General features: G+C 60.6%; 25 protein-coding genes. 10 read left to right on the forward strand and 15 right to left on the reverse strand.

Annotated elements, in window-relative coordinates:
* Nucleotides 1-9: 9 nt before the first annotated feature.
* The 3 genes from M2401_RS29390 to M2401_RS29400 form a co-directional block, all read right to left on the reverse strand.
* Nucleotides 10-1,092 carry an MSMEG_0568 family radical SAM protein gene (locus M2401_RS29390; RefSeq protein ID WP_259109250.1) on the reverse strand — a complete coding sequence of 361 codons (1,083 nt, stop codon included), beginning with the start codon at nucleotides 1,090-1,092 and terminating at the stop codon, nucleotides 10-12.
* Complete coding sequence (locus M2401_RS29395) at nucleotides 1,079-2,050, reverse strand: Nit6803 family nitrilase (protein ID WP_259109251.1); 972 nt, start codon at nucleotides 2,048-2,050, stop codon at nucleotides 1,079-1,081. Before M2401_RS29395 ends, M2401_RS29390 begins: the two co-directional genes overlap by 14 nt.
* Before the next feature lie 171 nt (nucleotides 2,051-2,221).
* Nucleotides 2,222-2,704, reverse strand: a complete 483-nt coding sequence (locus M2401_RS29400; protein ID WP_259109252.1) for an MSMEG_0572/Sll0783 family nitrogen starvation response protein — start codon at nucleotides 2,702-2,704, stop codon at nucleotides 2,222-2,224.
* A 219-nt stretch (nucleotides 2,705-2,923) separates the two neighbouring features.
* On the opposite strand from M2401_RS29400, the gene M2401_RS29405 reads away from it, so the two are divergent.
* A complete protein-coding gene (locus tag M2401_RS29405; protein ID WP_259109253.1) occupies nucleotides 2,924-4,822 on the forward strand; it encodes a sigma 54-interacting transcriptional regulator in 1,899 nt (632 codons plus the stop codon).
* Nucleotides 4,823-4,878: 56 nt separating this feature from the next.
* On the opposite strand, the gene M2401_RS29410 is transcribed toward M2401_RS29405, so the two are convergent.
* The 3 genes from M2401_RS29410 to M2401_RS29420 form a co-directional block, all read right to left on the reverse strand.
* The gene (locus M2401_RS29410) at nucleotides 4,879-5,226 is read right to left on the reverse strand and encodes a hypothetical protein (protein ID WP_259109254.1); all 348 of its coding nucleotides are present in this window, start codon (nucleotides 5,224-5,226) and stop codon (nucleotides 4,879-4,881) included.
* Between the two features lie 43 nt (nucleotides 5,227-5,269).
* Nucleotides 5,270-6,052: a hypothetical protein gene (locus tag M2401_RS29415; RefSeq protein ID WP_259109255.1), complete on the reverse strand. Its 783-nt coding sequence runs from the start codon at nucleotides 6,050-6,052 to the stop codon at nucleotides 5,270-5,272.
* A gap of 555 nt (nucleotides 6,053-6,607) precedes the next feature.
* Nucleotides 6,608-7,348 (reverse strand): alpha/beta hydrolase, encoded by a 741-nt coding sequence (locus M2401_RS29420; RefSeq protein WP_259109256.1) that lies wholly within the window; start codon nucleotides 7,346-7,348, stop codon nucleotides 6,608-6,610.
* Between the two features lie 210 nt (nucleotides 7,349-7,558).
* Between M2401_RS29420 and M2401_RS29425 the strand changes: the two genes are divergently transcribed.
* Complete coding sequence (locus M2401_RS29425; protein ID WP_259109257.1) at nucleotides 7,559-7,849, forward strand: hypothetical protein; 291 nt, start codon at nucleotides 7,559-7,561, stop codon at nucleotides 7,847-7,849.
* Between the two features lie 280 nt (nucleotides 7,850-8,129).
* A complete protein-coding gene (locus M2401_RS29430) occupies nucleotides 8,130-8,681 on the forward strand; it encodes a hypothetical protein (RefSeq protein WP_259109258.1) in 552 nt (183 codons plus the stop codon).
* Nucleotides 8,682-8,831: 150 nt separating this feature from the next.
* Here M2401_RS29430 and M2401_RS29435 read toward each other — a convergent pair whose 3' ends face one another.
* Entirely contained in the window at nucleotides 8,832-10,373 is a 1,542-nt protein-coding gene (locus tag M2401_RS29435) for a class I SAM-dependent methyltransferase (protein WP_259109259.1), read from the reverse strand.
* 646 nt (nucleotides 10,374-11,019) lie between these two features.
* On the opposite strand from M2401_RS29435, the gene M2401_RS29440 reads away from it, so the two are divergent.
* Nucleotides 11,020-11,247, forward strand: coding sequence for a DUF6124 family protein (locus M2401_RS29440; RefSeq protein ID WP_259109260.1), 228 nt, complete (start codon nucleotides 11,020-11,022; stop codon nucleotides 11,245-11,247).
* Nucleotides 11,248-11,376: 129 nt separating this feature from the next.
* Here M2401_RS29440 and M2401_RS29445 read toward each other — a convergent pair whose 3' ends face one another.
* The 5 genes from M2401_RS29445 to M2401_RS29465 all read right to left on the reverse strand — a co-directional run bounded on the left by M2401_RS29445 (nucleotide 11,377) and on the right by M2401_RS29465 (nucleotide 16,158).
* A complete protein-coding gene (locus M2401_RS29445; protein WP_259109261.1) occupies nucleotides 11,377-12,171 on the reverse strand; it encodes an ABC transporter ATP-binding protein in 795 nt (264 codons plus the stop codon).
* Nucleotides 12,165-13,163: an ABC transporter permease gene (locus M2401_RS29450; protein WP_259109262.1), complete on the reverse strand. Its 999-nt coding sequence runs from the start codon at nucleotides 13,161-13,163 to the stop codon at nucleotides 12,165-12,167. Before M2401_RS29450 ends, M2401_RS29445 begins: the two co-directional genes overlap by 7 nt.
* Entirely contained in the window at nucleotides 13,150-14,217 is a 1,068-nt protein-coding gene (locus M2401_RS29455) for an ABC transporter substrate-binding protein (protein ID WP_259109264.1), read from the reverse strand. Before M2401_RS29455 ends, M2401_RS29450 begins: the two co-directional genes overlap by 14 nt.
* A gap of 219 nt (nucleotides 14,218-14,436) precedes the next feature.
* On the reverse strand, nucleotides 14,437-15,618 hold the full coding sequence (locus M2401_RS29460) for an MFS transporter (RefSeq protein WP_259109266.1): 1,182 nt from the start codon (nucleotides 15,616-15,618) through the stop codon (nucleotides 14,437-14,439).
* Nucleotides 15,619-15,624: 6 nt separating this feature from the next.
* Entirely contained in the window at nucleotides 15,625-16,158 is a 534-nt protein-coding gene (locus M2401_RS29465; RefSeq protein WP_259109267.1) for a GNAT family N-acetyltransferase, read from the reverse strand.
* 106 nt (nucleotides 16,159-16,264) lie between these two features.
* On the opposite strand from M2401_RS29465, the gene M2401_RS29470 reads away from it, so the two are divergent.
* Nucleotides 16,265-17,149: a LysR family transcriptional regulator gene (locus M2401_RS29470; protein ID WP_259109269.1), complete on the forward strand. Its 885-nt coding sequence runs from the start codon at nucleotides 16,265-16,267 to the stop codon at nucleotides 17,147-17,149.
* An 82-nt stretch (nucleotides 17,150-17,231) separates the two neighbouring features.
* On the forward strand, nucleotides 17,232-17,780 hold the full coding sequence (pseH, locus tag M2401_RS29475; RefSeq protein ID WP_259109271.1) for a UDP-4-amino-4,6-dideoxy-N-acetyl-beta-L-altrosamine N-acetyltransferase: 549 nt from the start codon (nucleotides 17,232-17,234) through the stop codon (nucleotides 17,778-17,780).
* 5 nt (nucleotides 17,781-17,785) lie between these two features.
* Here the strand turns inward: pseH and M2401_RS29480 are convergent, their stop codons facing one another.
* Nucleotides 17,786-18,967 (reverse strand): MFS transporter, encoded by a 1,182-nt coding sequence (locus M2401_RS29480; RefSeq protein WP_259109272.1) that lies wholly within the window; start codon nucleotides 18,965-18,967, stop codon nucleotides 17,786-17,788.
* 54 nt (nucleotides 18,968-19,021) lie between these two features.
* Nucleotides 19,022-19,762, reverse strand: a complete 741-nt coding sequence (locus M2401_RS29485; protein ID WP_259109274.1) for a hypothetical protein — start codon at nucleotides 19,760-19,762, stop codon at nucleotides 19,022-19,024.
* Nucleotides 19,763-20,210: 448 nt separating this feature from the next.
* Between M2401_RS29485 and M2401_RS29490 the strand changes: the two genes are divergently transcribed.
* Entirely contained in the window at nucleotides 20,211-21,794 is a 1,584-nt protein-coding gene (locus M2401_RS29490; RefSeq protein ID WP_259109276.1) for an aldehyde dehydrogenase (NADP(+)), read from the forward strand.
* A gap of 308 nt (nucleotides 21,795-22,102) precedes the next feature.
* Nucleotides 22,103-22,825, forward strand: a complete 723-nt coding sequence (locus tag M2401_RS29495; RefSeq protein ID WP_259109278.1) for a FadR/GntR family transcriptional regulator — start codon at nucleotides 22,103-22,105, stop codon at nucleotides 22,823-22,825.
* Here M2401_RS29495 and M2401_RS29500 read toward each other — a convergent pair whose 3' ends face one another.
* Entirely contained in the window at nucleotides 22,826-24,076 is a 1,251-nt protein-coding gene (locus M2401_RS29500; protein WP_259109280.1) for an MFS transporter, read from the reverse strand.
* 272 nt (nucleotides 24,077-24,348) lie between these two features.
* Here M2401_RS29500 and M2401_RS29505 point away from each other — a divergent pair, with 272 nt between their 5' ends.
* Nucleotides 24,349-24,951: a hypothetical protein gene (locus M2401_RS29505; protein WP_259109282.1), complete on the forward strand. Its 603-nt coding sequence runs from the start codon at nucleotides 24,349-24,351 to the stop codon at nucleotides 24,949-24,951.
* Nucleotides 24,952-25,236: 285 nt separating this feature from the next.
* Nucleotides 25,237-26,181, forward strand: a complete 945-nt coding sequence (locus M2401_RS29510; RefSeq protein ID WP_259109284.1) for a VTT domain-containing protein — start codon at nucleotides 25,237-25,239, stop codon at nucleotides 26,179-26,181.
* Nucleotides 26,182-26,185 lie beyond the last annotated feature (4 nt).

Raw genomic sequence — 26,185 nt, forward strand, 5'->3', positions numbered from 1 at the left:
CTCCCGCAGTTATTCGTGGCTTTTCAGGGCCGAGCAGGCCCCGCACTTGGCACACCCGGCATTGATCTGCTCCGAGTGCAGGCCGTGCCGACGCAGGCTGGCGCCGATCTGCGGATACAGCCGGGCCATCATGGCGCTATCGGGTTTCGGGTGACGGGCCAGGGGCGTGCCGTCGATGGGCACGAACGGCACGACGAAGGGATACACACCCAGGGCGCTGAGACGCTCGCTCATCTCGACGATGGCCGATTCGCTGTCGCCCAGCCCGGCGAGGATGTAGGTGCTGACCTGACCGCGACCAAACACCCCGACCGCCGCCTCGAACGCCTCGATATAACGGCTAAGGGGCACTTCGGCCTTGCCCGGCATGATGCGTTGGCGCACTTCGTCTGTGACCGCCTCCAGGTGCATGCCCAGGGAGACCACGCCGCTGTCGCGCAGGCGGCTGAACCAGCGGTCATCGTCCGGCGGCTCGCACTGGGCCTGGATCGGCAGATCGATGGCGGCGGTCACGGCCGCCGCCGACTCGCAAAGAATCGCCGCGCCACGGTCCGGGGTCTGCGGGGTGCCGGTGGTCATTACCATATGCTTGACGCCGTCCAGTTCCACCGCCGCCTTGGCCACCTCTGCCAGTTGCTGCGGGCGCTTGCGGGCGATGGTCTTGCCCGCCGCCAGGGACTGGCCGATGGCGCAGAACTGGCAGGAGGTACCGCGATCATTGAAACGGATGCAGTGCTGCAACACGGTAGTCGCGAGCACGTCACTGCTGTGCAGCGTGGCGATCTTCCAGTAAGGAATGCCGTCCTCGGTGCTCAGGCCATAGAACTTCGGTACACCGGGCATCTGCACCTGGCCGACCTGCTGGCCCTGGCGGAAAATCAGCGCATGGCTGCCGTCTTCGCTGGGTTTGGCCTGATAGGGCGAATCCTGGGACGCCTGATTGAGGATCGGGATCATCGAAGTACGGCTGCCGACGGTCAGCGCCTTGTGATCGGAAGGCCCGGCGCCACCCTGGCGCGACAGGCCGTTCTGCGCCGCGGGCCAGCGCAGGCCGTGGCATTGCAGCTCGGCGAGCAGTTCACTGTTGTGCATGATCAACCTCCTTCACTGGATGAAGTGCGCCAGCGCGCTCATGCACATGGGCGGTGGGCGTGCGGTCGATCAACAGGCTCAGCAGTTCCGGGCGGCTGTAGTGGCCGACCGAATCCATCATGCGTTTGCGCTTGTCGATCAGGGCCAGGTCGAGGTCGGCAATCACTACCCCTTCGCCATTGCGCAAGGGGTCGCCGAGGACCTTGCCTTCCGGGGAAATAATCGCGGTAAAACAGCCGCCGGAAATCGGTCCCAGCTCGCACCCGGTGTCCTGCATGATTCGGCGCTGCTGATCGGTATCCAGCCAGGCGGTGGCGTTGACCACGAAGCAGCCGCTTTCCAGAGCGTGATGGCGGATGGTGACTTCGATCTGTTCGGCAAAAATGTCGCCTACCAGAGAGCCGGGAAACATCGCCACATGGATCTGCTCGCCATCGGCGATCAGGGCATAGCGCGCCAGGGGGTTGTAGTGCTCCCAGCAAGCCAGCGAACCGATGCGCCCGACCGCGCTGTCCACGGCACGCAGGCCGGAACCGTCGCCCTGCCCCCAGACCATGCGCTCATGGTAGGTCGGGGTGATCTTGCGTCGATGCTGAATCAGGCTGCCGTCGGCATCGAACAGCAACTGGGCGTTATAAATAGTGCCGCCGTCGCGCTCGTTGACGCCGATGCTGGCGACGATGCCCGCCTCGCGACAGGCTTCGCCGATCTGCCGGGTGACGTCGGAAGGTACGGTAACGGATTGTTCTAGCAGCAACAGATGCTGCTTGCCCATGGCAAACGGCGGCTGGACGAAGGAAAAATAGGGGTAGTACGGCACCACGGTTTCCGGGAATACCGCGAACTGTACCCCTTCGCGACCCAGCTCCAGCAGAGTGCGGCACAGCTTGTCGACAGTGGCCTGGCGCGAGTACAGCACCGGGCTGAACTGCACGGCGGCGGCGCGGATGGTGGTCATGGTGGTGTCCTGTATTGCCGAATTGATAAAGCCCTTGCTTGATGCAATTCACCTTGTGGGAGCGAATTCATTCGCGAAGCGGTCGGCACATTCAGCAGATCTTCCTCGTCTGAAATACCGCTTTCGCGAATGAATTCGCTCCCACAGGGCGTTTTTCGCAACAGGGATGGGTTACGCCGTCCAGGTATCGATAATCAACGCACCCTCGCGCCGCATCAGCAGGCGCAGGTCCATGACGTCCAACGGGTTGATCGGGCGGATGCCTTCGATCAGGGCTTTTTCGGTCTGGCCGTACAGGGCCTGCAAGGCAAAGCGGCAGGCGTAGACTTCGCCGCCTTCGGCCATGAACGCCTTGATCTGGTTATTCACCGCCAAATGGCCGGGGAAAGCTTCGGCACCCAGAGTCGGGAAGCCGCGTTGCACGCCCAGTTGCACGCCCGGTCCGTACAGCAGCACTTTGGTTTCGAAACCTTTGCGCAGCAGGCGCTTGGCCTGGAGCATGTTGACCAGGCCGATGGAGCCCTCGAAGGCGATGGTGTGGAAAGTGATCAGGCATTTTTCGCCCGGCTCGGCCTTGACGTCCTCGAAGACTTTTTCTTCGTAGTTGACCAGGAAGTCACCGTCTTGATAGTGGGCAATGTCTACGCTTGGCATCGTGTCGCTCTCCGGCTGTGGGTGTTTTCGGGTTTACACCGGTACTAGAGCGAAGGCCGTGCCAGCCCCCGGAATGATTTTTTATAGCTATATAAGCAATTGATAAATAAATACTTATCCATCTGATACGGTTTTAAATCGCCCCTCTGATGCTTTCGCCCGATCACGCATTCCCGTAGAAATACGAATATTCGTAGCGCTGCATCACGAGATTTCGTAATGACCGAGACCGACTCCCTCAGCGGCTGGGCTGACCTGGCTTATTCATCGCGGCACATGGTGTTCGAACACTGTGCTGAAGCCATCGCCCTGCTCGATCCGTTCACCGACCGCTTTGGCGACCTGAATATCGCCACCTGCAAGCTGCTCGGTTATCCACGCCAGGAACTGCTGAACCTGCCGGTGAGCAAACTGTTCGGTCATCAATTGGCGGACCTGATCGTCTTCACCCAGGCGGTGATGGACAAGGGCCGGGGCTGGAGCGACGACCTCAGTTGCAACTGCAAGACCGGCGAGCGCATAGAGTTGGAAATATCCGCCACCACCTTGCAGGTCCGTGGCAGCCCGCAACTGATCCTGGTGTTGCGCGAAGCCAGTCGTCAGCAGTACCAGCAGGACCAGGCCTATACCGAGCGGACCATGCGCGGCGGGCTGATCGAGTGGCGCAATATCCTCAACCTGTTCCAGGAGTCCGAGCGCGACAACCAGTTGCTGCTCAGCTCCGTGGGCGACGGTATCTACGCCATCGACAGCGACGGCCGGGCCACCTTCGTCAACCCGGCCGGGGCGCGCATGCTCGGCTGGGAGGTCAAGGACATGATCGGCAAGAACATCCACCGCATTCACCATCACAGCCATGCCGATGGCAGCCACTACCCGGTGGAAGACTGCCCGATCTACAAGGCGGTGCACGACGGCGTGGTTCACGAAGGCCGCCAGGAAGTGTTCTGGCGCCGCGACGGCAGCAGCTTTCCGGTGGAATTCACCAGCACCCCGGTGATCTCCGACGGCCGCATTGCCGGGGCCGTGGTGGTGTTTCGCGATATCACCGAACGACGCACCACGGAAAACCAGCTGCATGTGGCGCTGGAAGAGTTGAAGGTGCTCAAGGAGCGTCTGGAAGAACAGAACGCCTACCTGCAGGAAGAGATTCATATCGAGCACAACTTCCGCGAGATCGTCGGCCAGAGCGAACCCATCCTCAAGATCATCCGCCAGATAGATGTGGTCGCGCCCACCGATGCCAGTGTGTTGATCAATGGCGAGTCCGGCACCGGCAAGGAGCTCATCGCCCGGGCCATCCACCAGGCCAGCCGCCGCAGCGCCCATCCGCTGATCCGGGTCAACTGCGCGGCGATCCCCACCGAGCTGTTCGAGAGCGAATTTTTCGGCCATATCCGTGGCGCCTTTACCGGCGCGGTGCGTGATCGCGTCGGGCGTTTCGAACTGGCCGATGGCGGCACGCTGTTCCTCGACGAGATCGGCGAGATCCCCCTTGAGCTGCAAAGCAAATTGCTGCGGGTCTTGCAGGAAGGCCAGTTCGAACGGGTCGGCGAAGAGCGCACGCGCAAGGTCGATGTGCGCATCATTGCCGCGACCAACCGCGACCTGCGCCAGGAAGTCGGGGCCAGGCATTTCCGCGAGGACCTGTACTTTCGCCTCAATGTGTTCCCGATCCAGTCCCCGGCCCTGCGCGACCGGCCCATGGATATCGCGCCCCTGGCCGCGCACTTTCTCAAACAGACCGCCAAGCGCCTGAACATGCCCGGGCGGCGCCTGCGCAACAGCGATATCGAACGCCTGCAACGTTACTCCTGGCCGGGCAATATTCGCGAGCTGCAGAACGTCATCGAACGGGCACTGATCACCTCGTCCGGTGCGGACCTTAATCTCGATCTGCCGGACGAGCCGAAAGCCGCTGCGCCCGCCACGGCATCGACAGAAGAACGCATTCTTACCGACGCCCAGCTGCGGGATCTGGAACGCAACAATATGCAGGCCGCGCTCAAGGCCTGTGGTGGCAAGTTGTTTGGCAAAGGCGGTGCGGCAGAGTTGCTGGGGCTGAAGCCGACAACACTGGCTTCGCGGTTGAAGCGGCTGGATATCGATGTGGGATAGCGCGCCGTCTCTAATACTCCCGTTACCTAAATGGCGAACTACCGAATAGCCTGCGATTACATATCAAAAAAAAAGTGAAGCATAAAAATAGTAATGGCACCTAACCCCCCTCCCATCGTCAGCCGGAGGGACCATTGCATGCGCTTTACTACTGCTTTAGGTAAGCGCGAGAACTCTTCGGGGTCTAGCATCCCATTTCGTAGGTATCTGCTGGACCACCCAATAATTCCCGAAAAGCTGTGTGCAAGAGAAAGCCGTGAGGAAAACGACCACTCTCTCGGGCGCCCATAGTACTCTATGGCATAACTTTTCTTGAAAATACTCAACACCAGATCAAGATCTCGATAGCCAACGTAGATATTTATACCAACACCCATGAGGCAGGCAATCAGCAGTGAAAGCATAAAAACAACCTCAACCATTGAAAAGCACAACATCGCCACCTCACTAAAATACTTGCCACTTTATAAACTCTTCTATTTCGCCATCCATCAATTCAACAATTTGTGATGCGGACCATCCACCTGCAAGCCCTCCCACTAGCCCACCAGCAAGCATCAATGCGATAGTACATATAGGGGCACCAGGTCCACACACGACAGAAACAGCAGCGCCCGCCCTAGCCCCGGCAAAGCTGCCGCTTATCATCGCCCCTTGCTTGGTAACCTCTTTGATTTTATTGTCTGCGTTGACAACATCATATACAGCATAAGCAATTGTCACGACAATCAGCACTTTACCCGTCACATTCAGCACTTTACTGGTAGTGTTATATTTTGCGCTCGGCCTTGCGGAGGATTCGATAATCTCATAATGAATGGCATTTCTTTGATGAGAGTTTAGCTCAGCGAAGCTTTTACCAAATCTTTTACCTGAGTATTTCTCCAGCAACATCTGCAAAGCCGGAGACACATTCTTTCTATGCTCCGCAACGGCTTTACCTTGCACCGAAGTTCTATTTCTGGTCTCAATCATTATCTGATTACGCAATGCATAGCAATGCTCTGCCGCTTCTTTGACTCGCACCCTACCTGCCCGGACCTCTGCCAACATCGCCGCCTTGACCCTCTGCACATTCCGATTGTAATTGGCCCGTTGTTCTGCATCACTGATCGCATCCAGAGAAAATTTGAGTGCCGCCCCCTCTAGGCTTTCGAGCGCCTTCGCAAGAGCTTCGTCATCGACAGGATGAATTTCTTGGGCAAGATAGTAACGATGAAAAGAATCCACCTTTCAACCTCCACAGCCATTTTGAGCAACTTCATTAAATATCGCTTTCCAGCCAAATTTAATAACATACCCACTGACACCATGAAAGCCAGATACTGAGACTTTTTTATCAAATCACATACTTAAAGAGCTTTCCTACAGAAGAAATGGAAAACCCTTACAAATTCTTATTTAAAGATAGCCCCGGCGACACATCAAGGATACTTACTCCCCTAAAAAACAGACTTCGCGGTTGAAGCATTTGAACTATGAGGTGGGATGATTCGTTGGAGCCGGGCTTGCCCGCGAAGGCCTCGACGCGGTATGCCTGAAACTCCACGCCGACAGGTTCGCGGGCAAGCCTCGCTCCAACGGGATAGTGGATGTTCGCGGGCTTATCGGATCGCTGCCCGCTGACGCCAACACCATCGCCATTCTTTTCAGACATACCCGCTATCGATACGCACGACTAATGACCCGCCGAGAAAATCGCTAATCTAGCTTCATTGCGATTTGTCTCCGCTCCAGGAACGCAACTTGACCGCCCCTCCCCGGGCGGTTTTTTTTGGCCTGGCTTTATGGCCGGCTCGCCGCGCGCTGCAACCAGGCGTTGAGGTCGTTCATCTCGGTGTTGTTGATGGTGTGGCGCATGCCTTCGTAGAGGTGATAGTCCGGGTTAAGCCCCAGGGTTTCCAGGACCACACGGGCACCGCTGGCGCTGCTGGCGGGCAATTGCGGGTCGAGGCTGCCATGGCCGATGAAGATCGCCAGGGACTGACGGCTATTGTCCGGCTTGAGTTCCTGTTGCAGCACCGACAACACCTTGCCGCTAAGCACCGCAATGCCGCCGACGAGTTCTGGATGGCGCAGGGCAACTTCGTAACTCATGATCGCCCCCTGGCTGAAACCGATCAGGAATACCTTGCGCGGCTGGGTGTGGTACTTCTCGGTGGCTTGGGCGATGAATTGGCCAAGCAGCTCGTTGCTGCGTTGCAGGTCGGCGGTCACTCCGTCGTATTCTGCTGCGTCGGGCCGGCTGGCGAACCAGCGATAGGCACCTTCCTGCTGGGTGAAGGGGCCGCGTACCGACAGGTAGTTGTACTCGGCGGGCAATTCGTCCTTGAGGCCGAACAGGTCCTCTTCGTTGGTGCCGGAGCCATGCAGGAAGATGATCAGGGGCTTGTCCGCAATGCTGTCGTCGACCTGGGCCAGGTAGCTCAGGGCCAGATCAGTCTGCAAGGCAGGCGCTGCCTGATCAACAGCGGCATGGGCGGCACCGGCCAGGGCCAACAATAGAACAGCGAAATACTTCAGCATCGCAACAAGACCTCAGGCGGAAAATCGCAGCCATCATACGGGGCTCACTGAATGCTTTCAGTGAAATCTACGTACGGTCGGCGACTTGGCACAGAATTTTCAACACTTACCCGGCAAACCCGCAAAACACCACTGACACAGGACGTTCAGCGCCCATCGCGCACCAGCGAGAAACGCCGCACGGCCCACCGTTCATAAACAGTGCAGAAAGTGGGTCGCGTATCCACTGACCTGACGCTCTACCTAAAGGAAGAAGTAGCCATGAACTACCTGTCGTTGCTGATCAATGCCTTTGCCCCTCAGCGCACCGCAACCGCCGAAACTGACGGTGACACGCTGATGGTGATCAACCCCCTCGCCGCCAGCCAGCTCAGCCACGAAGACTTGGCCGCCAGTGATGACTACCTCGACGAGATGCTCGATGGCACCGAGTGGCATATGTCACTGATGGACCTGGCCAGTCTCGATAATGCGACAAGCCTGTTGCCGCGTTCGATCTGAAAGCTCAAACCACATGCCCTGGGAGCAAACCTGTGGGAGCGAATTCATTCGCGAAAGCGGTGTTTCAGACGACGAATATCTGTCGAATGTACCGGCGCCTTCGCGAATGAATTCGCTCCCACAGAGCTCCGGTAATTACCCGGGCTTTGCGTTGTTTGATAAGAATCGGCTCGTACCAGCGCTCACTCCAATTCAGATCACCGGTCACCCGCGCCCCTTGATAAATGCCCTCGGCGCAGCCATCTAGTGAGCTTTGCGGCTTTTAATCTGGAGCGTATGCGTGACGACGGAAGATGCGGTATTGGCAAGCGAACCGGTGGAACTCAAGCGAGTGACCACGGAAATGGACGAGTCCGAGGACCGTCTGCGCCTGGTCGGCGAGATTGAATCGGGCGAGCCCATGGTGTTCTGGCTGACCCAGCGCCTGCTCAAGCGCATGCTGCCGCACCTGTTCAGCTGGTTACAGCCCTCCTCCAGCGCCAGCCGCGCCTCACCGGTGCCGGATTATCACACCGACGCGATTCAGGCCTTTGCCCAGCAGGCCGCCGTGGCCCAGTTGCCGCATCAGGCCCCGGTACTGGCTCACCCTCAGGACAGCCGTCTCCTGGTCGATGCCATCGACATCACCCGTACGCCGGACATCATCGCCCTGACCTTCAAGAGCGGCGAGAAAAAGGCCGCCCTGCTGCTGGCGCAACAACCCCTGCGCCAGTGGCTGGCCATCCTCCACGAACAGTGCCGCACCGCCGAGTGGTCGATGGATGTGTGGCCGGAGTGGATTGTCGACAGCAAGCCAGGCACGACTCGGCAGGTGCGGGCGACGATGCATTGATAACAGTGCAGGTGCATGGATTGCACCTATTCACTTGTGGGAGCGGATTCATCCGCGAAAAGGCCAACATATCCGACGCATATAGGTCGCCTGTAATCCCGTATTCGCGGATGAATCCGCTCCCACATAGATTTCAACAGCGCAACTGCCTCACGCCACTCGCAACGCCTTGAGCACCGCCAGCCCCTTGTCAGCAAAGACTTCCGCCTGACGCGTCAGCTCGGCCAGGTTGTCTTCGGGGCTTTCCATGGCCTTGCCGTCCTTGAGCAAGCGCTGGCCCTGTTCAGCGAGAATCTGCCAGACGTACTGCGCCCATTCTGCAGGCTGCTTGCGGCCCAGACGGATAGCGTTGAGGAACAGTTGCTGGAAGCGATCCACGGTCACGCCACCGCCGGTTACCGGGCTGGCCAGCACTTCGACGCGCTTGTCGAAATGCGCCTGCTGGCACAGATGCTGGTTCAGCGCCGCGCAGCGTACCTGCACCTGTTTTTCAGCCGCTTCGCTCTGACACGGGGCAACGGCCCCCAGGCCGACCAGAATGGCAATGGCCTGGCTGAGGATCGGGTAGCTTGGTGACGGCAAGGCCGCAGCCAGCTGACGCATGGTTTTCGGCGCATAAGCCTTGGCCGCCAGGGCTTCGATCAACGGCGCGTAGATTTCCTGCTGCAGGGTGGCCTCGCCCATTGCGCCGGTCACTTTGCTCGGCACGCTGTCGGCCGATTGGGTGAGCACGAAGCGCGTATTGAGCATGCGTTCGCGCTGTTCGCTATCGGCCAGCTTGCTCGCACCGCGTACGTACAGGTCCTTGCGGAACTGTTGGTTGACGAAATAATCCCGGGCCTGCTCGCGCATGATCGGGTGTTCGATAGTCTTGAGGAAGGTCTGGCCTTCGGCACTCAAATTGATCGCATCCACAGTGTCCTGGGTCACGGCAGTGCAGGCGTAGTCGAGCTTGGCCGGAGCCAGAGCGTCAACCACGTCGGTGAAGTACATGACGTTCCAGTCACGATTGAAGTACTCGTGGGCCACGTAGTTGCGGTTCTGCCCCATCACCGTCTTGAGCTTGGCATCCAGCCCCGGCACCGCCCGGGCATAGGCCGGCTGGGCCGCCAGCAGCGCTTCGGAAAACTTCAACGCCGCCTCGACCCGACCCACGGCGCCACTGGCCGGCGCGGCAAAGCGATCGTGCAGGGTGAACAGCTGGCGCAACGGCGCCTGGGGTGACCAGCCCGGAAGGCAGTTGTAGCTGATATAAAGCACGCCACCGGGCTTGAGATGACGGCGGGTGAACTCGACGATCAGCTTCTGGTTATCGCGGCTGATCCAGGTCCAGATGCCATGCAGGCTGATGCTGTCGAATTGCGGCAGGTCTTGCCGGACCAGCAACTGCTCGAAACTGTCGTCATACAGCCGCGCCGAGCTATTGAAGCCGGCGGCCAGGCTGTTGGCATGGTTGGCATGGGCCGGATTGAAGTCGGTTGCTACATAGTGCCCGGGGTTGGCGGCAGCGTGGATATTGACCGAGACACCCTGACCAAAGCCCAGCTCACAGTGGTAGGCATTAGCACTCTCGACACCACCCAGGCCTCTGAGCAGCAGACAGTAGCGCTGGAACACGGGATTGATTTCCCGGTAATAGCCATAGGTGTAACCCACGTCCGTGAAATAGCCTTCGTTCCAGGTATCGCTCATAGGTTCAATCCGTTAAATCTACAAAAAAAGGGAGGGTTTTCTTATAGATGCACGAAACATTCCCTACAAGGAAAAACTCTCATTCGCAGGGATTTTTCCGATCAGATATCCCGATGAGGGCATTGCCACGCGGATGAAGGGCTTGACCGGTTTTGTTTCTAAACATTTCACAAGGCCGGTGCAGCTTGTGTGGGAGCGAATTCATTCGCGAAGACGGTGTTCCTGACGATAAATATGCATCGCCTATATCGGCCTCTTCGCGGATGAATCCGCTCCCACAGGTTGTGCTCGGCGGGGCATATGCCGCGAGCATCGGCAATATCTTGCAGGACACGTCTCTTTATCTTGAGTGAAGTTTCCGAGACAATCCCCACCCTCTTGTGCCTGTGAATTTCGGTCTCTAGTCTGCGCCGGTCGTTGCCCATTCAACGATCGGGTGTAGTAGCCCGGCTTTATCAGGCGCACTGCGCCACCTTCTGCAAGGCGCTTTTTTACGGCCTGGTTTTTATGGTGGCCGTGCGCAGGACACCTTCGGGTGTACCGGGTGCCTGATCTCCGGACTACTACCCTGTGCGCGGCCGCCACCCTGATCGTGTAGTAGCGATGACGGTGACGGCTCCTAATCAGTGATCAGGAGTCAAATCACATGCAAGACACCACCCCCGCCCCACCTTTCACAGTCAACGAAAACCTTACCGCCATCGAAGCTCTGAACCATGCCAGCGATATGCTGCGCTGCAACCGGGTGTCGCTCTATGAATGCGCCGATAACCTCAAGGATCCGGAACGCAGCCAGATCTTTTCGGCGGTGCAGCAGTTGCAGTTGATCGATGCGTTGGTGAGCAAGGCCCTTGAGGAACTGCCCGGTTCCTGAGGCCTTCAAGAGATCTTGTGGGAGCGGATTTATCCGCGAAGCTGGCGACCCGGACAATGGAAATGCATCGAATGTACCGCCCTCTTCGCGGATGAATCCGCTCCCACAGGTTCAGGTGGGGCGCCACTCTCACCAATTATCTGCCAACCCCAACAACCCCAGAATCTGCTTCCGCAAATCCACCAGGTACGGATCATCGCGATGGCGCGGGTACGGCCTTTCGATGGTCAGTTGCGCCTTGATACTGGCCGGGCGGTCGCTGAAGACGATGACGCGGTTGGCCAGCAGCAGCGCCTCTTCGACATCGTGGGTCACCAGCAGCGCCGTGTAGCCCTGGCGTTGCCAGAGGTCGATCAGTTCCTTCTGCATGGCGATGCGGGTCAGGGAGTCGAGTTTGCCCAGAGGCTCGTCGAGGATCAGCAGGCGCGGTTCGTTGACCAGAGCCCTTGCCAAGGCTACCCGTTGCGCCATGCCGCCGGACAGTTGTCGGGGATAGGCACGACCAAAGGTGCTGAGGCCGACCTTGGCCAGGGCCGCATCAATTTTTGCCGAGTGAGTCTTGAGCAGGCCCTGGGCTTCCAGACCCAGAGCGACGTTGTCACGCACCCTGCGCCACGGATAGAGCGTCGGGTCCTGGAACACCACCACCCGGCTCGGGTCCGGGCCTTTGATGGGTTCGCCATCGGCCAGTAAGTTGCCACTGTCCGCCGGTTCCAGCCCCGCCACCAGGCGCAGCAACGTCGACTTGCCGCAACCCGAAGGCCCGAGCAGCGCGACGAATTCACCGGGGGCAATGTCCAGGGAAACCTTGTCCAGCACCGCCAGGCGCTGGCCTTCCAGGGAAAAACCGTGGCTGATGTTGTCGATACGCAGGGCCAGCCCGGCCGTGCTTGCGGTGTCTGTCGAAGCGGCTGCCGCTACCATTTCATTGCTCCTTGTTGCCAGGCCAACAGCCGGTCACGAATCAGGAACAGCGCCGAAATCAACCCGGAACAGGCCAGGGCCATGATCAGCAGCGCTGCGTACATATTGGCGTAGGCCGCCCAGCCCTGAGCCCATTGCAGGTACCAGCCGATACCGGACTTGACCCCCATCATTTCCGCCACCACCAAGGTCGAGAACGAGGCGCCCAGGCCCATGAACAGGCCGACGAACACATGGGGCAAAGCAGCAGGAATCGCTACATGGAAGATCAGAAAGCTCTGTTTGGCGCCGAGGGTTCGGGCCACGTCGTAGTAGGCCTTGTCGACACTGGCCACGCCCGACCAGGTCAGCACCGTGACTGGGAACCAGGTGGCCAGCGCAATCAGAAACACACTGGCGCTCCAACTACTGGGAAACAGAAAGAAGCACAGCGGCAGCAAGGCGGTCGACGGCACCGGGCCGAGGATGCGCAACACCGGGTGCAGCCAATAACCAATGCTGCGCGACCAGCCGATGGCGACCCCGGCGATAAACCCGGTCGCCGCACCCAAGGCCACACCGCTGCCGAGCAACAACGCCGAGTGCCAGAGGCTATCGGCCAGGCGCGGCCAGTCCTCGACATAGACATCGAGCAAGGCTTGCGGCGGCGCGAAAAATGGCACCGGCAGCAGGCCCAGCTTGGCGGTGAGCAATTCCCAGGCGCCGAGCAGAATCGGCAAGGCAATCAACCAGGCCCCGGCCCCGCGCACCCGCCGCGCCAAACCCGGCCACCAGCGCCCGGCGATGGCCGCGACAACGATCAGCGCCGCCACCACCAGGGACAAACGCGCCAGGCCGTCGGTCATCGGCCAGTTGCGGCTGGCGTTGGGCCAATAGCTGATCAGCGCGGCAACCCCGACCCAGGCCAGCACCGCCAGTACGCCTTGCGCCCAGAACTGCACGGGGCGGCGCGCGGCAAGGCTGCCAATATCGGTCAACTCAACTGAAGACATCGGCGGTGATCTCCTTGGCGAAAGCGTTGGCGTCGGTGCTGGCGCGGATCACCTCGACGCCTTGCAGATCCTTGACGTAGGTGGCGATTTCCTTGGTCAGCGCCGCGCCGACGGCATGGTGGCCGTGGGTATGGTCGTGAAGAATCGCCTCGACTTCCTCGGTGCTGGTATTCAGGGAATAGGCCTGGAAACCCTTGGCCACTTCATCCGGGTGTTTCACCGAGTAGTCGTGAGCCTCGAGAATGGCCTGGGTCAGGGCCGCTGCCACTTGCTTGTTGTCACGGGTCAGCTTGCCGGTCACGCCGACCACGCAGCAGCTGATATCGGCGTATTCCTCAACCAGGTTGGAAGACAGCTCCCTGGCCTTGCCGCCCTTGATCAGGCGGTACATGAACGGATCGCTGCCGCTGATGGCCTGCACTTCGCCGCGCTCCAGGGCAGTGCCGAGCAGGTCGGCGGGATACAGGCGCCACTCGACGTCGCGCACGGGATCGACGCCGTGGCGCTTGAGCAATACCGAGAAAAAGTTGCGGTCCGGGCTGGCCATATCGGTGACGCCGATGGCCTTGCCCTTGAGGTCTTCCAGTGTGTTGATGGAGCCACTGGTGGCGCTCAACAGACGCAGGCAACCGCCATGGGTGCCGGCGGTGAGCTTGACGTCGAAGCCTTGCTCCAGCGCCTTGAGCCAGCGCAGAGCCATACCGATCCCGGCGTCGGCCTTGCCCGTGGCGATGGCTTCGAGCAGCACCTCCGTGGAGTTGCCGAAGTTGACCAGTTCCACATCCAGGTTGTGCTTGGTGAAGAAGCCCTGGCCATGGGCGATGACCACCGGCGCCAGGCACACCGCATTGAGGTTGATGGCCAGTTTCAGCTTGCGTGGCTCGGCCAGGCGGATGAACTCGCCGGTGCCGGCAGGCTCGCCATCGGCGTGATGCCCGGCATGCTCATCGGCAGCCCAGCCAAGGCGCGGCAGGCTCAACAACAGCGGGCTGGCCAGAGCGACGCCGGTCAGACCCAACAGACGACGGCGGCTCAGGTGATCAAATCCGGCCATGCAGGTATTCCTTGCAGAAAAGAGGACGAAGCTGTGACCTGAAAGTCCTTTTAATAACTTTTCTCAAGGTTCCAGCGATTGGTTAGAACCCTATCACCGAACAAAACATTACAGAAATGCATTTAAATTCTAAGCAAAGATGCAAATTATCTATCAAAAAAATCACCGGATACCGCGCAATGTGAGAGCGAGGCTTGCCCGCGAAGGCGATATCAGGGTTCAACAACCTCTATCGGATGTACTGACATCTTCGCGGGCAAGCCTCGCACCCACACGACTTAATAACCGCGCGACCGTCAACACGACCAACGCGAGGCCCAACGACAGCCCCAACATGCCCTCATCCCCCGCCACCTCCCGCACCGCCGCATAACACCAGGGCGCGGCGGCCGCACAGACAAATCCCGGCGCCAGTAGCCGCCCCACCAGTTGCGCATACTGGCCATGCTCGAACAGCTCAAACGGCAGGCTGGCCCGCAACAGCGTCGCCAGACCATTCATGGCGCCATAGCCAAAGACAAACACACAAGCAAGCCAGATCCGCCCCTGACTGCACAGGCCGATGGCAAAGCTCAGGCTCAGGCCCATGCCGACCCAGACATTCAGCCGCAGCGCCGACAGCGATCGCGCCAGCAAGCTTTGCGCCAGGCGCGAGCAGGTCTGGCCGATGCCCCACAGGGCAGCCAGCCAGAGTGGCAGGTTGAAGTCGAGCAACAGGCCGGGCAGATGGGCCGACAAACCCGCCGAGATAAAACTGATCAGCGTCACGCTCAGGGCGTAGCCAAGCTTGCGCGGCCAGGGCACCGTGGCAGGCGCCTGGTCAATTTGCTGCGCTGGTGCTGCGGCGGCGTTGGGCAGGCCACTCAACAGCAGGCCGCTGCACAAGGCCAACACGCCATACAGGGCAATGCCCGTGCGCCAGCCGTAAGCGTCCAGCAAACCATGACCCAAGGGCCAGAACACCGCCGAAGCGAGGCCGCCCAGCAAGGTGATCTGCACCATCACCGGGCGGGCTGCGGCGCCCGCCAACCCTGCCAGGGTGGCGAACAACGTGTCGTAGAGTGACAGGCGCATGCCCAGGCCCAGCAACGCCCAGGCCGCGAAATAACCGCCCGACGTGCTGCACAGCGACAAGCCGATGCAGCCTGATGCATTGAGCAGCGCGCCGATCTGCATCAGCCGCCGCCCGCCCAGTCGCTGGATCAACGGGCCACTCAAGGGCGAAATCAGACCCATGACCAACAGCGCCACCGACAACCCGGCAAACACCTGCTGACCGCCCCAGCCCGTATCGGCAACGATGGCCGGGGCAAAGGCCCCCGGCAGATAGAAAGTCACGCCCCAGTTGATCAGTTGCGCCAGGCCCAGTTGCAGCACGACGCGACGCGGCAGGCTGTCCATGGCCGATCAGCTCGGCGCGCTGGCGTCGCCTTCACCCAATGCCCGCTGCATCAGCACGGTGTCGACCCAACGCCCGTGCTTGAACCCCACTCGCTCGAATACCCCAACGCGATGAAAGCCCATGCGCTCATGCAGGCGGATCGAGGCAATGTTTTCGCTGTTGCCGATGATCGCGATCATCTGCCGCCAGCCCCCGGCGACGCAGTGCTCAATCACATCTTCAAGCACCGCCTGGCCGATGCCCTTGCCGGCCAGGCCATCACGCACGTACACCGAATCCTCGACGGTGAAGCGATAGGCCGGGCGTGGCCGGTAGAGGGTGGCATAGCCATAACCCACCACCTCGCCGTCCAGTTGCGCGACGCGATATGGTAAGCCCTTGGCGAGGACGTCGGCGCGGCGCCGTTGCAGTTCTTCCAGGCTCGGCGCCTCCAGTTCGAAGCTGGCAATACCGGTCAACACATGGTGCGCGTAGATCGCCTGGATGGCGGGCATATCGTCGTCCCGGGCGTCGCGCAGGATCAGGTGGTCAGCTGGCATATCGGTCTCGCTTGGCGGGCTGCAAATAAAGTGCAGCCATGATGCCGCCCGCCCTTTCCTAAACAAAGCTATGATTCATCATCCAAAGCATAAGTAAAACTTTGATATGAATCGTCTTAACCTCAACCACTTGCACACTTTTGCCCAAGTCATTCGCCAAGGCAGTTTTTCCGCTGCGGCCGAAGGCCTGAGCCTGACGCAACCGGCCGTGAGCCTGCATGTGCGCCTGCTCGAACAGCGGCTGAACCTGCGCCTGATCGAACGCGTGGGCAAACGCCTCAAGCCCACGGCGGCGGGCCTGACGTTGCTTGAGCATATCGGCCGCATTGATGCGGTGGTCGAGGATGCGCTAATGGAGCTGTCCAGCCATGCCGAAGGCGTCGCCGGGCAGATCGCCATCGGCACCGGCGCCACGGCCTGCATTCATTTGCTGCCGCCGCTGTTGCAGGCACTGCGCCAAGAATTTCCTGACCTGGATGTGCGGGTCAGCACCGGCAATACCGATGGCATCCTCAAGGCTGTGGAAGAAAACCGACTCGATCTGGCCCTGGTCACCCTCCCCGCCGCCGGTCGCAGCCTGGTGGTGACGCCATTACTGGAAGATGAGTTCGTGGCGATTTTTTCCGCAGGCACAGACCAGTTGCCAGAGTCACTGACACCGTCCAGCCTTAGTGAAGCGCCGCTGGTGGTGTTCGAAGCGGGTAGCAGCACGCGCTTGCTGATCAACGAGTGGTACTTGCAGGCGGGCCTGCGGATCAAGCCGGTGATGGAGTTGGGCAGCATCGAGGCGATCAAGGAAATGGTGGCCGCCGGGCTGGGCTACAGCATCGTGCCGCGCATGGCGGTGGCCGCCGAACATCATCGCCGTGGCCTGCAGGTGCACAGCCTGGATCCGCCCCTGAGCCGTACCCTGGGCATCGCCCTGCGCCAGGACAAACCCCTGAGCAAAGCCTTGCGCACAGTGCTTGATGCCTTGCAGACGCTGGCCTGAAGTGGTCACTTGTTCACGCTGGAAATGGCACGTACTCTGAAAGCTCGCTGAGCCCCTTTATCTCTGTGTCAGGGACGCCACCATGCAGTTCATTTCGTTGCTGGACGCCACACCCGAAATCCAGGCCGAAGTCCGCAACCTGCGCAATCAGACCGCCGTGCGCAAGTTCATGTACACCGAGCATGAAATCTCCCTCGACGAACATTGCGCCTGGCTTGAGTCCCTGAAAGACAACCCCCGACAATCGGTGTTCGTGGTCATGCACGACGACAAGCCCGCCGGTGTGGTTTCACTCAATGCCATCAACGCCCTGCATCACAGCGCCGACTGGGCCTTCTACCTGGACAGCGCCCTGCAAGGCAAAGGCATAGGCAGCCAGGTGGAACTGTGGTTGCTCAACCACGCATTCGATATCGTGCGCCTGGAAAAACTCAACTGCGAAGTGCTGCAAAGCAATATGGCGGTGATCCGCCTGCATGAGAAATTCGGCTTCGTCATCGAAGGCGTGCGCCGCCAGAACGTGATCAAGGACGGTCGGCGCATGGACGTGGTTTTGCTGGGGATTACCCGCGAAGAATGGCTGGAGCAGCGACCGAAGATGCAGGCAGTGCTGGACCGGTTGACGCGCTGAACCTGCTACGGGAAAACCGGCGCTGCCTTGGCGCGAATGCCTGAGGCCAGCAGCAACACAATGGCAGGAACAATCACCACACCGGCGGCAAGCATCGCGTCCTTGAGCCCGCCCGCATTCAGGCTTGCACCGCCGATAATCACACCCAGGCCAATCGCACTATTGAGCACTGCGGTGTGTACGGCGGTCGCCGGTACGGTCTGTGGCCCGGCGATCTTCAACACCCAGGTTTGCAGGCCCGTGAACAACGCTGAAATCGCCACACCCCAGATCACCAGCAGGCTCACCACCGCTGCGATCCCCAGTAACGGACCGTACAGGCCGAGGATCATCAGGGCTGACGCCAGGGCAATCAGCGCGGTAAAAATGAAAGGTTTTAACCCACGATCGATGAGGACAGCACTTAGCAGGTTGCCCACAAAACCCGCAGCGCCGAAGGCGAACAACAGCACGGCAATCAGGCTGGCGGTAATGCCGGGTACCTGGGCAATGAAGGGTTCGACAAAGGTATAGGCGCCGAAATGTGCAGCCGCCGTCAGAGCGGTGACCGCGTAGGTGATCAACAGATCCTTGCGCCGCAGCACTGCGGCAAAACCGCCGCCTGCGGCCGGAGAATGGATGTGCATCACCGGCAGCACCATGGCCATGGCCGCAGCGCTGAGTACGCACACCAGCGCCAGGGCTCCGAACGCCGTGCGCCAGCCATCGTGCTGCCCCAGCAGATTGACTAATGGCACTCCCAGGACCGTCGCGACGGTAATACCGCCCAACACCACTGACGTCGCCAGCCCCACCCGATGGGCCGGGACAATATGCGCAGCGGTCGCCGCCACCACGGCCCAGAACACCCCATGGGCCACGGCACCGACGGCACGGGCGCCAAGCAGCGTCAAAAACTCCGGAGACAGGGCCGCCAGAGCGTTGGACAGCGCCAATATCAGCATCAAGGCGATCAGCAGGGCCTTGCGCGACACCCGTTGGTTCAGCCAACTGGATAACAGCCCGCTGGCGGCGCCGATCCAGGCGTACAGGGTTACTGTCAGGCCAACGGTCGACGGTGGCTGATTCAAGTCAGCCGCTATCTGCGACAGCAGGCCGATAGGGGCAAATTCACATGCCACCATCGTGAACGAGGCCACGCACAGCACGCCGATGGCGCAGCCGGTTCGCACATTTGGGTTGCTCATGGATAATTCCCGTCCTTGTCTGCCTGTAGCGGGATGAGCAACCGAAGGTACTCGTCAATCTCCCCCGCCGCCCCCGCAACCACCACCACAGCCCCCGCCGCCGCAGCCGGAACTGCTGTCACCGCCCGAGCTGTCACCACCGCCGCAGCCCGACGCCGAATCGCTGCCACTGGAATCGCCACCGCCATCGGAGCCCACACCGGAGGCAAAGTCGCCGCCACAGTACACCGTCGAGTCAGTGCCCGCGCGCTTGACCGCCGTGCAGTCGACGACATAGTGAAAACCATCACTGATATTGAGCTTGGCATCCAGGGCAAACAGCAGCGGCAGGCGCAGGGCGTTCTTGGGGAAGATGTTTTCTTCGCGGCAGGCGTACCACCAGCAGCGACGCAATCCGGCATCGGCCTTCGCTGCGGCTTCCTTGCCCAGGACCGCCGCTGGCGTGTGATGCAGAAGACCGCCAAAGGCTTTCTTGCAGAAAGACTCGTACTCGCGGGTATGCAGGATGAATTCGTGCCACAAGTCATCTACCACTTGCGACGGCATCGACACGTATTTCTGCCCGCTCTTCAGATAGGCAAGGAAGAACTGACGCATGCCCTGGGCCACCAGTTGGCAGTCCTTGATCTGCAAATGACCGTGGCGGCGCATCAGCATCTCGAACAGATGCGCGGGCAGGGTGTACTGGCGGATGTAGTGCTCGCGTTTGTAGATCAGCCCGTTCTGACGGATTGCCAAGAGGACCCAGACCACAAAGGCCAACAGCAACGCCAGGGGAAACAAGATAAAGAACATTAGGACATCCATGTGGGCATTTATACGGCGGACCTGATTGTGAACAGGATTTATGTGGGAGCGAATTCATTCGCGAAAACGATATTGAAGACGAGACAAACGCGTCGAATGTACTGGTATCTTCGCGAATGAATTCGCTCCCATAATTCGCTCGCACAAGTCACCTCTACAATGCGCGTTCACAAATCGCTCCACTCCAGATCGAACTGTGCAATGAGACAGTGACCGCTGCGCTTGGTGCCCGCAAGACCCACCGTGTGACAGCGCGCACAACCTTGACGCGACATGCCAGGTTGCGCCGCCTCAAGGGAGGTTGTACGATGACTGCTGACTATCGAGTAACCGCGCTGCCTTACGCGCGACCATTGCAATTCGGCAACCCAGCATGAGCGTCTGTTGCACCGTTGCGTGCAACCGGCCCCACCGTCAAAAACAACAGGAGATACCGATGCCTACCGTTCTCGGCCATAACTTCATCGCTGGCGCCCGCAGCGCCCTTGGCGAACCGCAACACAAAAGCCTCGACGCCACCACTGGCGAGGCCCTGCCTTACAGCTTCTACCAGGCCACCGACGCAGAAATCGATGCCGCTGCCCTGGCTGCCAAAAGCGCCTTTCCCGAATACCGCCAACTGAGCCCGGCTCGTCGCGCGGAGTTCCTCGAAGCCATCGCCGACGAACTGGATGCCCTGGGCGACGATTTCGTTGCCGTGGTCTGCCAGGAAACTGCCCTGCCCGCCGCCCGTATCCAGGGTGAGCGCGGTCGTACCAGCGGCCAGATGCGTCTGTTCGCCAAAGTCCTGCGTCGCGGTGACTACCTCGGTGCGCGCATCGACCTGGCCCTGCCGGATCGCAAACCGCTGCCGCGTGTCGACCTGCGTCAATACCGCATCGGCGTAGGCCCGGTTGCCGTGTTCGGCGCCAGCAACTTCCCGTTGGCCTTCTCCACTGCTGGCGGCGATACCGCTTCGGCACTGGCCGCCGGCTGCCCGGTGGTATTCAAGGCCCACAGCGGCCACATGGCCACTGCTGACCTGGTCGGCTGCGCCATCATCCGCGCTGCTGAACGCACCCAGATGCCAAAAGGCGTGTTCAACATGATCTTCGGCAGCGGCGTCGGCGAAGGCCTGGTCAAGCACCCGGCCATTCAGGCGGTCGGCTTCACCGGCTCCCTGAGCGGCGGCGATGCCCTGTGCAAAATGGCGTCGGAGCGTCCACAGCCGATTCCAGTCTTTGCCGAAATGTCCAGCATCAACCCGGTAGTCCTGCTGCCGGAAGCCCTGAGCAGCCGTGGCGACACCGTAGCCAAGGACCTGGCTGCTTCCGTGGTCATGGGCGCCGGCCAGTTCTGCACCAACCCAGGTGTTGTGATCGGCCTGCGCTCCCCGGCTTTCGCCGCGTTCCTCGAGCAGCTCAAAGAGCACATGGGTGGCCAGGCGCCGCAAACCATGCTCAATGCCGGTGGCCTGCGCAGCTACAGCAAGGGCGTCCAGCATCTGCTGTCGCACCCGGGCATCACCCACCTGGCGGGTAAACCGCAGGAAGGCAAACAGGCCCAGGCCCAGCTGTTCAAGGCCGATATCAGCCTGCTGCTCAACGGCGACGAACTGCTGCAGGAAGAAGTCTTCGGCCCGACCACGCTGGTCATCGAAGCTGCTGACGATGCCGAGCTGAAACAAGCCCTGCTGGCCCTGCGCGGCCAACTGACGGCCACCCTGATCGGTGAACCGTCCGACCTGCAGCAGTACAGCTGGCTGCTGCCACTGCTGGAAGAGAAAGTCGGCCGCATCCTGGTCAACGGCTACCCGACCGGTGTGGAAGTCTGCGAAGCCATGGTCCATGGCGGTCCATACCCGGCGACGTCCGACGCACGCGGTACTTCGGTGGGCACCCTGGCTATCGACCGCTTCCTGCGCCCGGTCTGCTACCAGAACCAACCGGACAGCCTGCTGCCCGCAGCACTGCAAAACGCCAACCCGCTGGGCCTCAAACGCCTGGTCAATGGCGAGTGGAGCGACCAGCCGATTGCGTAAGCACGGTTGATTGTTGCTGCATACGGAACGGCGTGACCTTGGGGTCGCGCCGTTTTCCGTTAAAGCATTGCCGTGGCGAAGAAGTGTCTGTGGGAGCGAATTCATTCGCGAAGGTGGTGTTTCAGGCGATGAAGAGGCGTCGAATGTACCGGCCTCTTCGCGAATGAATTCGCTCCCACAAGATTTGCACCCTGCCCCGGCTAGTGTTTGCTGCGTGACAGCGCAGCGTCGTAGACGGGGCGGGATCTCCCACAAAATCTCATTTCGGATCATGAAACTGTGTTGTGTTTGATGAAAGAGGGAAAACCATGAACGCGATACCCGCAGGCCGCCGTCCTTCCCGCAGCCTGGCGCAGATGCTGGTCGAGGAGCTGACCCGGCTGATCGAGGACGGCGCAATTGCCGTGGGGGAAAAACTGCCGCCGGAAAAGCTCATCACCGAGGAACACGGTGTCAGCCGTACCGTGGTGCGCGAGGCCATTTCCCAGTTGCAGTGCCTGGGTCTGGTGGAAACCCGCCATGGCATCGGCACCTTCGTGGTCGGGCAGATCGCCGCGCAGCCGCAACCGCAAACCGATCGCACCCTCGGTGATGTGCTGGCGGTGATCGAACTGCGCATGGCCGTGGAAGTGGACGCTGCCGGGCTGGCCGCCAGCCGCCGCAATGAGGGGCATCTGGCACGCATGGCCACGGCGCTGGCGACGCTCGATAAAGCCGGTGTCAGCCGTGCCGAAGCGGTGGAAGCCGACTATGACTTCCATCAGCAGATCGCCCTGGCCACGGACAATCGCTACTTCGCCGATATCAACGAACATCTGGGCACCGAACTGATCCCCCGCACCCGGCTCAATTCCGCTGCGCTGGGCAATACCGAACCCGGCGAATACAACGCGCGCCTGCGCCATGAACACCTGGCGATCTACCAGACCATCGCCAATAGCGACCCGGCCGGGGCCAAGGCCGCGATGCACACACACTTGAGCAATATTCGCGAGCGCCTGCGCCAGGCCTATCTGCAGCGTGAAAGCTGATTACAGCCGCGTTGTCACCACGCCGCGCCTCAGGGTCTGGCGCTGGATGATCACCACCAGCACGGCAGCAATCGCCGTCGTGGCGACCATCACATAGCCGATCGTCTCGAAGCCGAGCAATTTGCCGTCGCTGCCAAAGGCGATCAGGTGCCCGGCCACCAATGAGGCAAAGCCCCCCGACAGCTGCTGCACCGCCGAGTTGAGGGCATTGAACGAGCCGCGCTGATTGGGCTCCGGCAGCGTGCTGATCAAGGCCTGGAACGGGATGATCCGCGAGAAGATGCCGAGGAACAGCAGCACGTTGACCAGGATCAGCCATGGCAGGGAAGTCTCGCGCAAATGGGTGTAGATCAGCACCATGGCGATGGTCACCACGCAGCCGACCATGAACACCGGGACCTTGCCCAGGCTGTCCGCCGCCTTGCCCACCAGCGGCCCGACGAAAATCGTGCCCAGGCCGGTGACCAGGTAGATGGTCGGCAGATGGCTGGCGTCGATCCCCAGGTTATTGATGACGAAGGCGCTGCTGAACGGCATGAGCATGTAGCCACCGGTCGTCAGCAAGGCCATGGCGGCGAAGGCCGTCAGGTAACGTACCTCGGTGATGGTATGCAGCATATGCATGAACGGGCTGCGTTCCTGGGGCATCTTCAGGTGTTCGTTGACCGGCTTGAGGAACAGGATGATCACCAGCCCGCCGATACCGCCAATCACCACCAGAGCGAGGAACGCCGAGTGCCAGCCCCAGTGGTTCGACAGGTATAAGCCAAAGGGCAGGCCCAGCACCTGGCTGGCGGCAAAGGCGGTCTGGATAAAGCCCATAACCCGCCCGCGCAGTTGCGGGCTGAACAGGTCGGCAGCGATGGCCAGGACAATCGAGCCGATCACCCCGGCGAAAATCCCGGTGACCATGCGCGCCAGCAACAGCGCCTCGAAACTCCCGGCCAGGCCGCACCACAGCGTGCCGACGATAAAGCCACCGTAGAAAAACAGCAGCAGCTTCTTGCGGTCGAAACGGTCGGCGAAGCCGGCGGTCAGCAGCCCGGACAATCCGGCGCTGAAGGCGTAGGCCGAGACGATCATGCCGAACTGGCTCGGCGAAATATCCAGCGCCGGCATGATCAGCGCGCCCAGGGGCGACATGATCATGAAGTCCAGAATGACCGCGAACTGCAGGAAGGCCAGCAGGCCGGTGACGAACTTTTGATAGCGACTGAATTGTGTCGCGGGGATTTCGTTGGGAGCAGTCATCGCAGTCCACTGGAGTTGATCATCAAGGCGGGCTGCAATATGCCATAACCCATCACTGCGGTGGGATCCAATCAACCGACCTCGATAAACCTGCCGGTATAACATGCCGTTATAAACCAAGGTATAGGCCCTGCACCCCCATGTACAAGTGACGCTCCCAAGGCACCGGTTTACTGTTCAGTCACTCCTGTCGAAACAAGTCCGCCGCCCCCCGAGTGAGGGGTTTGGGACGCCAGACAGGCTCAACACTGTCTGTAATCAGGAGTTCTCACATGATGCCTTTGACCCGCCGTTTTTCAGAACTGCCACTGGATCTAACCCTGCCCGGTCATGTCAGCGACGAGGCCCGGGCCGCCCTGGCGCAACTGCTGACCGAGCAGTTGCACGTCAGCGCCGAACTGCTCGCGGTGATCCAGCAGGTGCGCTGGAAGTTGCGGGCCATGACCTACAGCGCAGTCAAGGCACTGTTCGAAAACCTTGATCGCAGCGGCCAGGATTTTCTGCGTCTGGTCAGCCAGCGCCTGTCGCACCTGGACCGCAAGGCGGCCAACTCGGTACTGGTCGCCCATACCTTCGACGACGTCGGCTTCAGTGACTGCTTTGCCGCCCTGCATGAGCGCAGCCGCAGCCTGAGCCAACTGATCGCCAGAACCCAGCAGCGCTTGGACCAGGCCTTCGATAGCGCCGACTACGCCACGGTCAATCTGCTCAGTGAAATCGTCTACCGTGCCAGTCAACTGATGGCTCAGGTGGAGGTGAATATACCGGCGGGCAGCCCGAAAGCACGGCGCGCCGCCACCGCTCGTACCCCCATGGGCACAGAGGAAATCTGGCCAGTGGGCCCGGCTGTCGAAGCCGGGATGATGTTCATGTAAGGATCTGCTGCAACCATTGTAAGTCCCTCCCTTGGCGCCCTTCGCGGGCGCCTTTTTTATCTCCGCCGTCCGCCCGCAACTCGGCAGGAGCACATTGTGGGAGCGAATTCATTCGCGAAAACGGTATTGCAGGCGATACAAATGCGTCGAATGTACTGGCCTATTCGCGAATGAATTCGCTCCCACAGGATTTGCTCTCCCCCCCCCCACCCCCGCATGGATCATTTCAATATCCGGCACACACGGCATAATGCACCACGCCGTCTGTCCGCCCGAGAACCGCCTATGAACGATCTTCAGCAACTGAGCGAAAGCCACGGCATGCTCCTGGTATTCCTGAATGTGCTGCTGGAGCAGCTCGGCCTGCCGATCCCGGCGTGGCCAACGCTGATCGTTGCCGGTGCCCTGGCCATGCAGAATCCGCCGTTGCTAGGCGCCAGTGTGGTGTTGGCGATGCTGGCCTGTGTGATCGCCGATCTGGCCTGGTACTTTGCGGGCCAGCGCTATGGCGGGGCGCTGTTGCGGACCATTTGCAAGATCTCCCTGTCCCAGGACACCTGTGTGCGCCAGGGCCTGAACCTGTATGGCAGGATCGGCCCGCGCGCCCTGCTGGTGTCCAAGTTCCTGCCGGGGGCCGGGGCCTTGGTCACCACCGTGGCCGGTATCAGTGGCACGCCGCTGCCGGTGTTCTTTCGTTACTCCCTGGCCGGGTCCTTTATCTGGGCTGGCTCCGCGCTGCTGATCGGCCAGTTGTTCGCCGACGCCCTGACCGCCGTGCTCGACCTGCTGGCCCGCTACGCCCTGCTTGCCGGTATCGGCATCGCGGCGGCCCTGGCCCTGTTCATCGCCTGGAAATACTTCAAGCGTGTGCAACTGCTGCGCCGCACCGCCCGCGTGCCGCGGATCAGCGTTGATGAGTTACGCGCCCTGCAGGACGGCGAAAATACCCTGCCGGTGATCCTCGACGTGCGCCCCAGCTTCAACGGTGGCGTACAAGGCATCCCCGGTGCGATCAATGTCAGTCTGGAAGATCCCCTTGATGATCTGGTGCTGCGCCTTGGCGATGCCGACATCGTCATTTATTGCGCCTGCCCCCACGAGCTGTCGGCGGCGCTGCTGGCCGAGAAACTGGGCAAGCATGGGGTGACGCGGATCCAGGCCCTCACGGGCGGGCTGGATGCCTGGCGTCTGGCCAACGAGTGGTTACCCGAAGAAGATGCACAGTTTTAATATT

This window comes from Pseudomonas sp. JUb42, from assembly GCF_024807945.1.
Taxonomy (GTDB): Bacteria; Pseudomonadota; Gammaproteobacteria; order Pseudomonadales; family Pseudomonadaceae; genus Aquipseudomonas.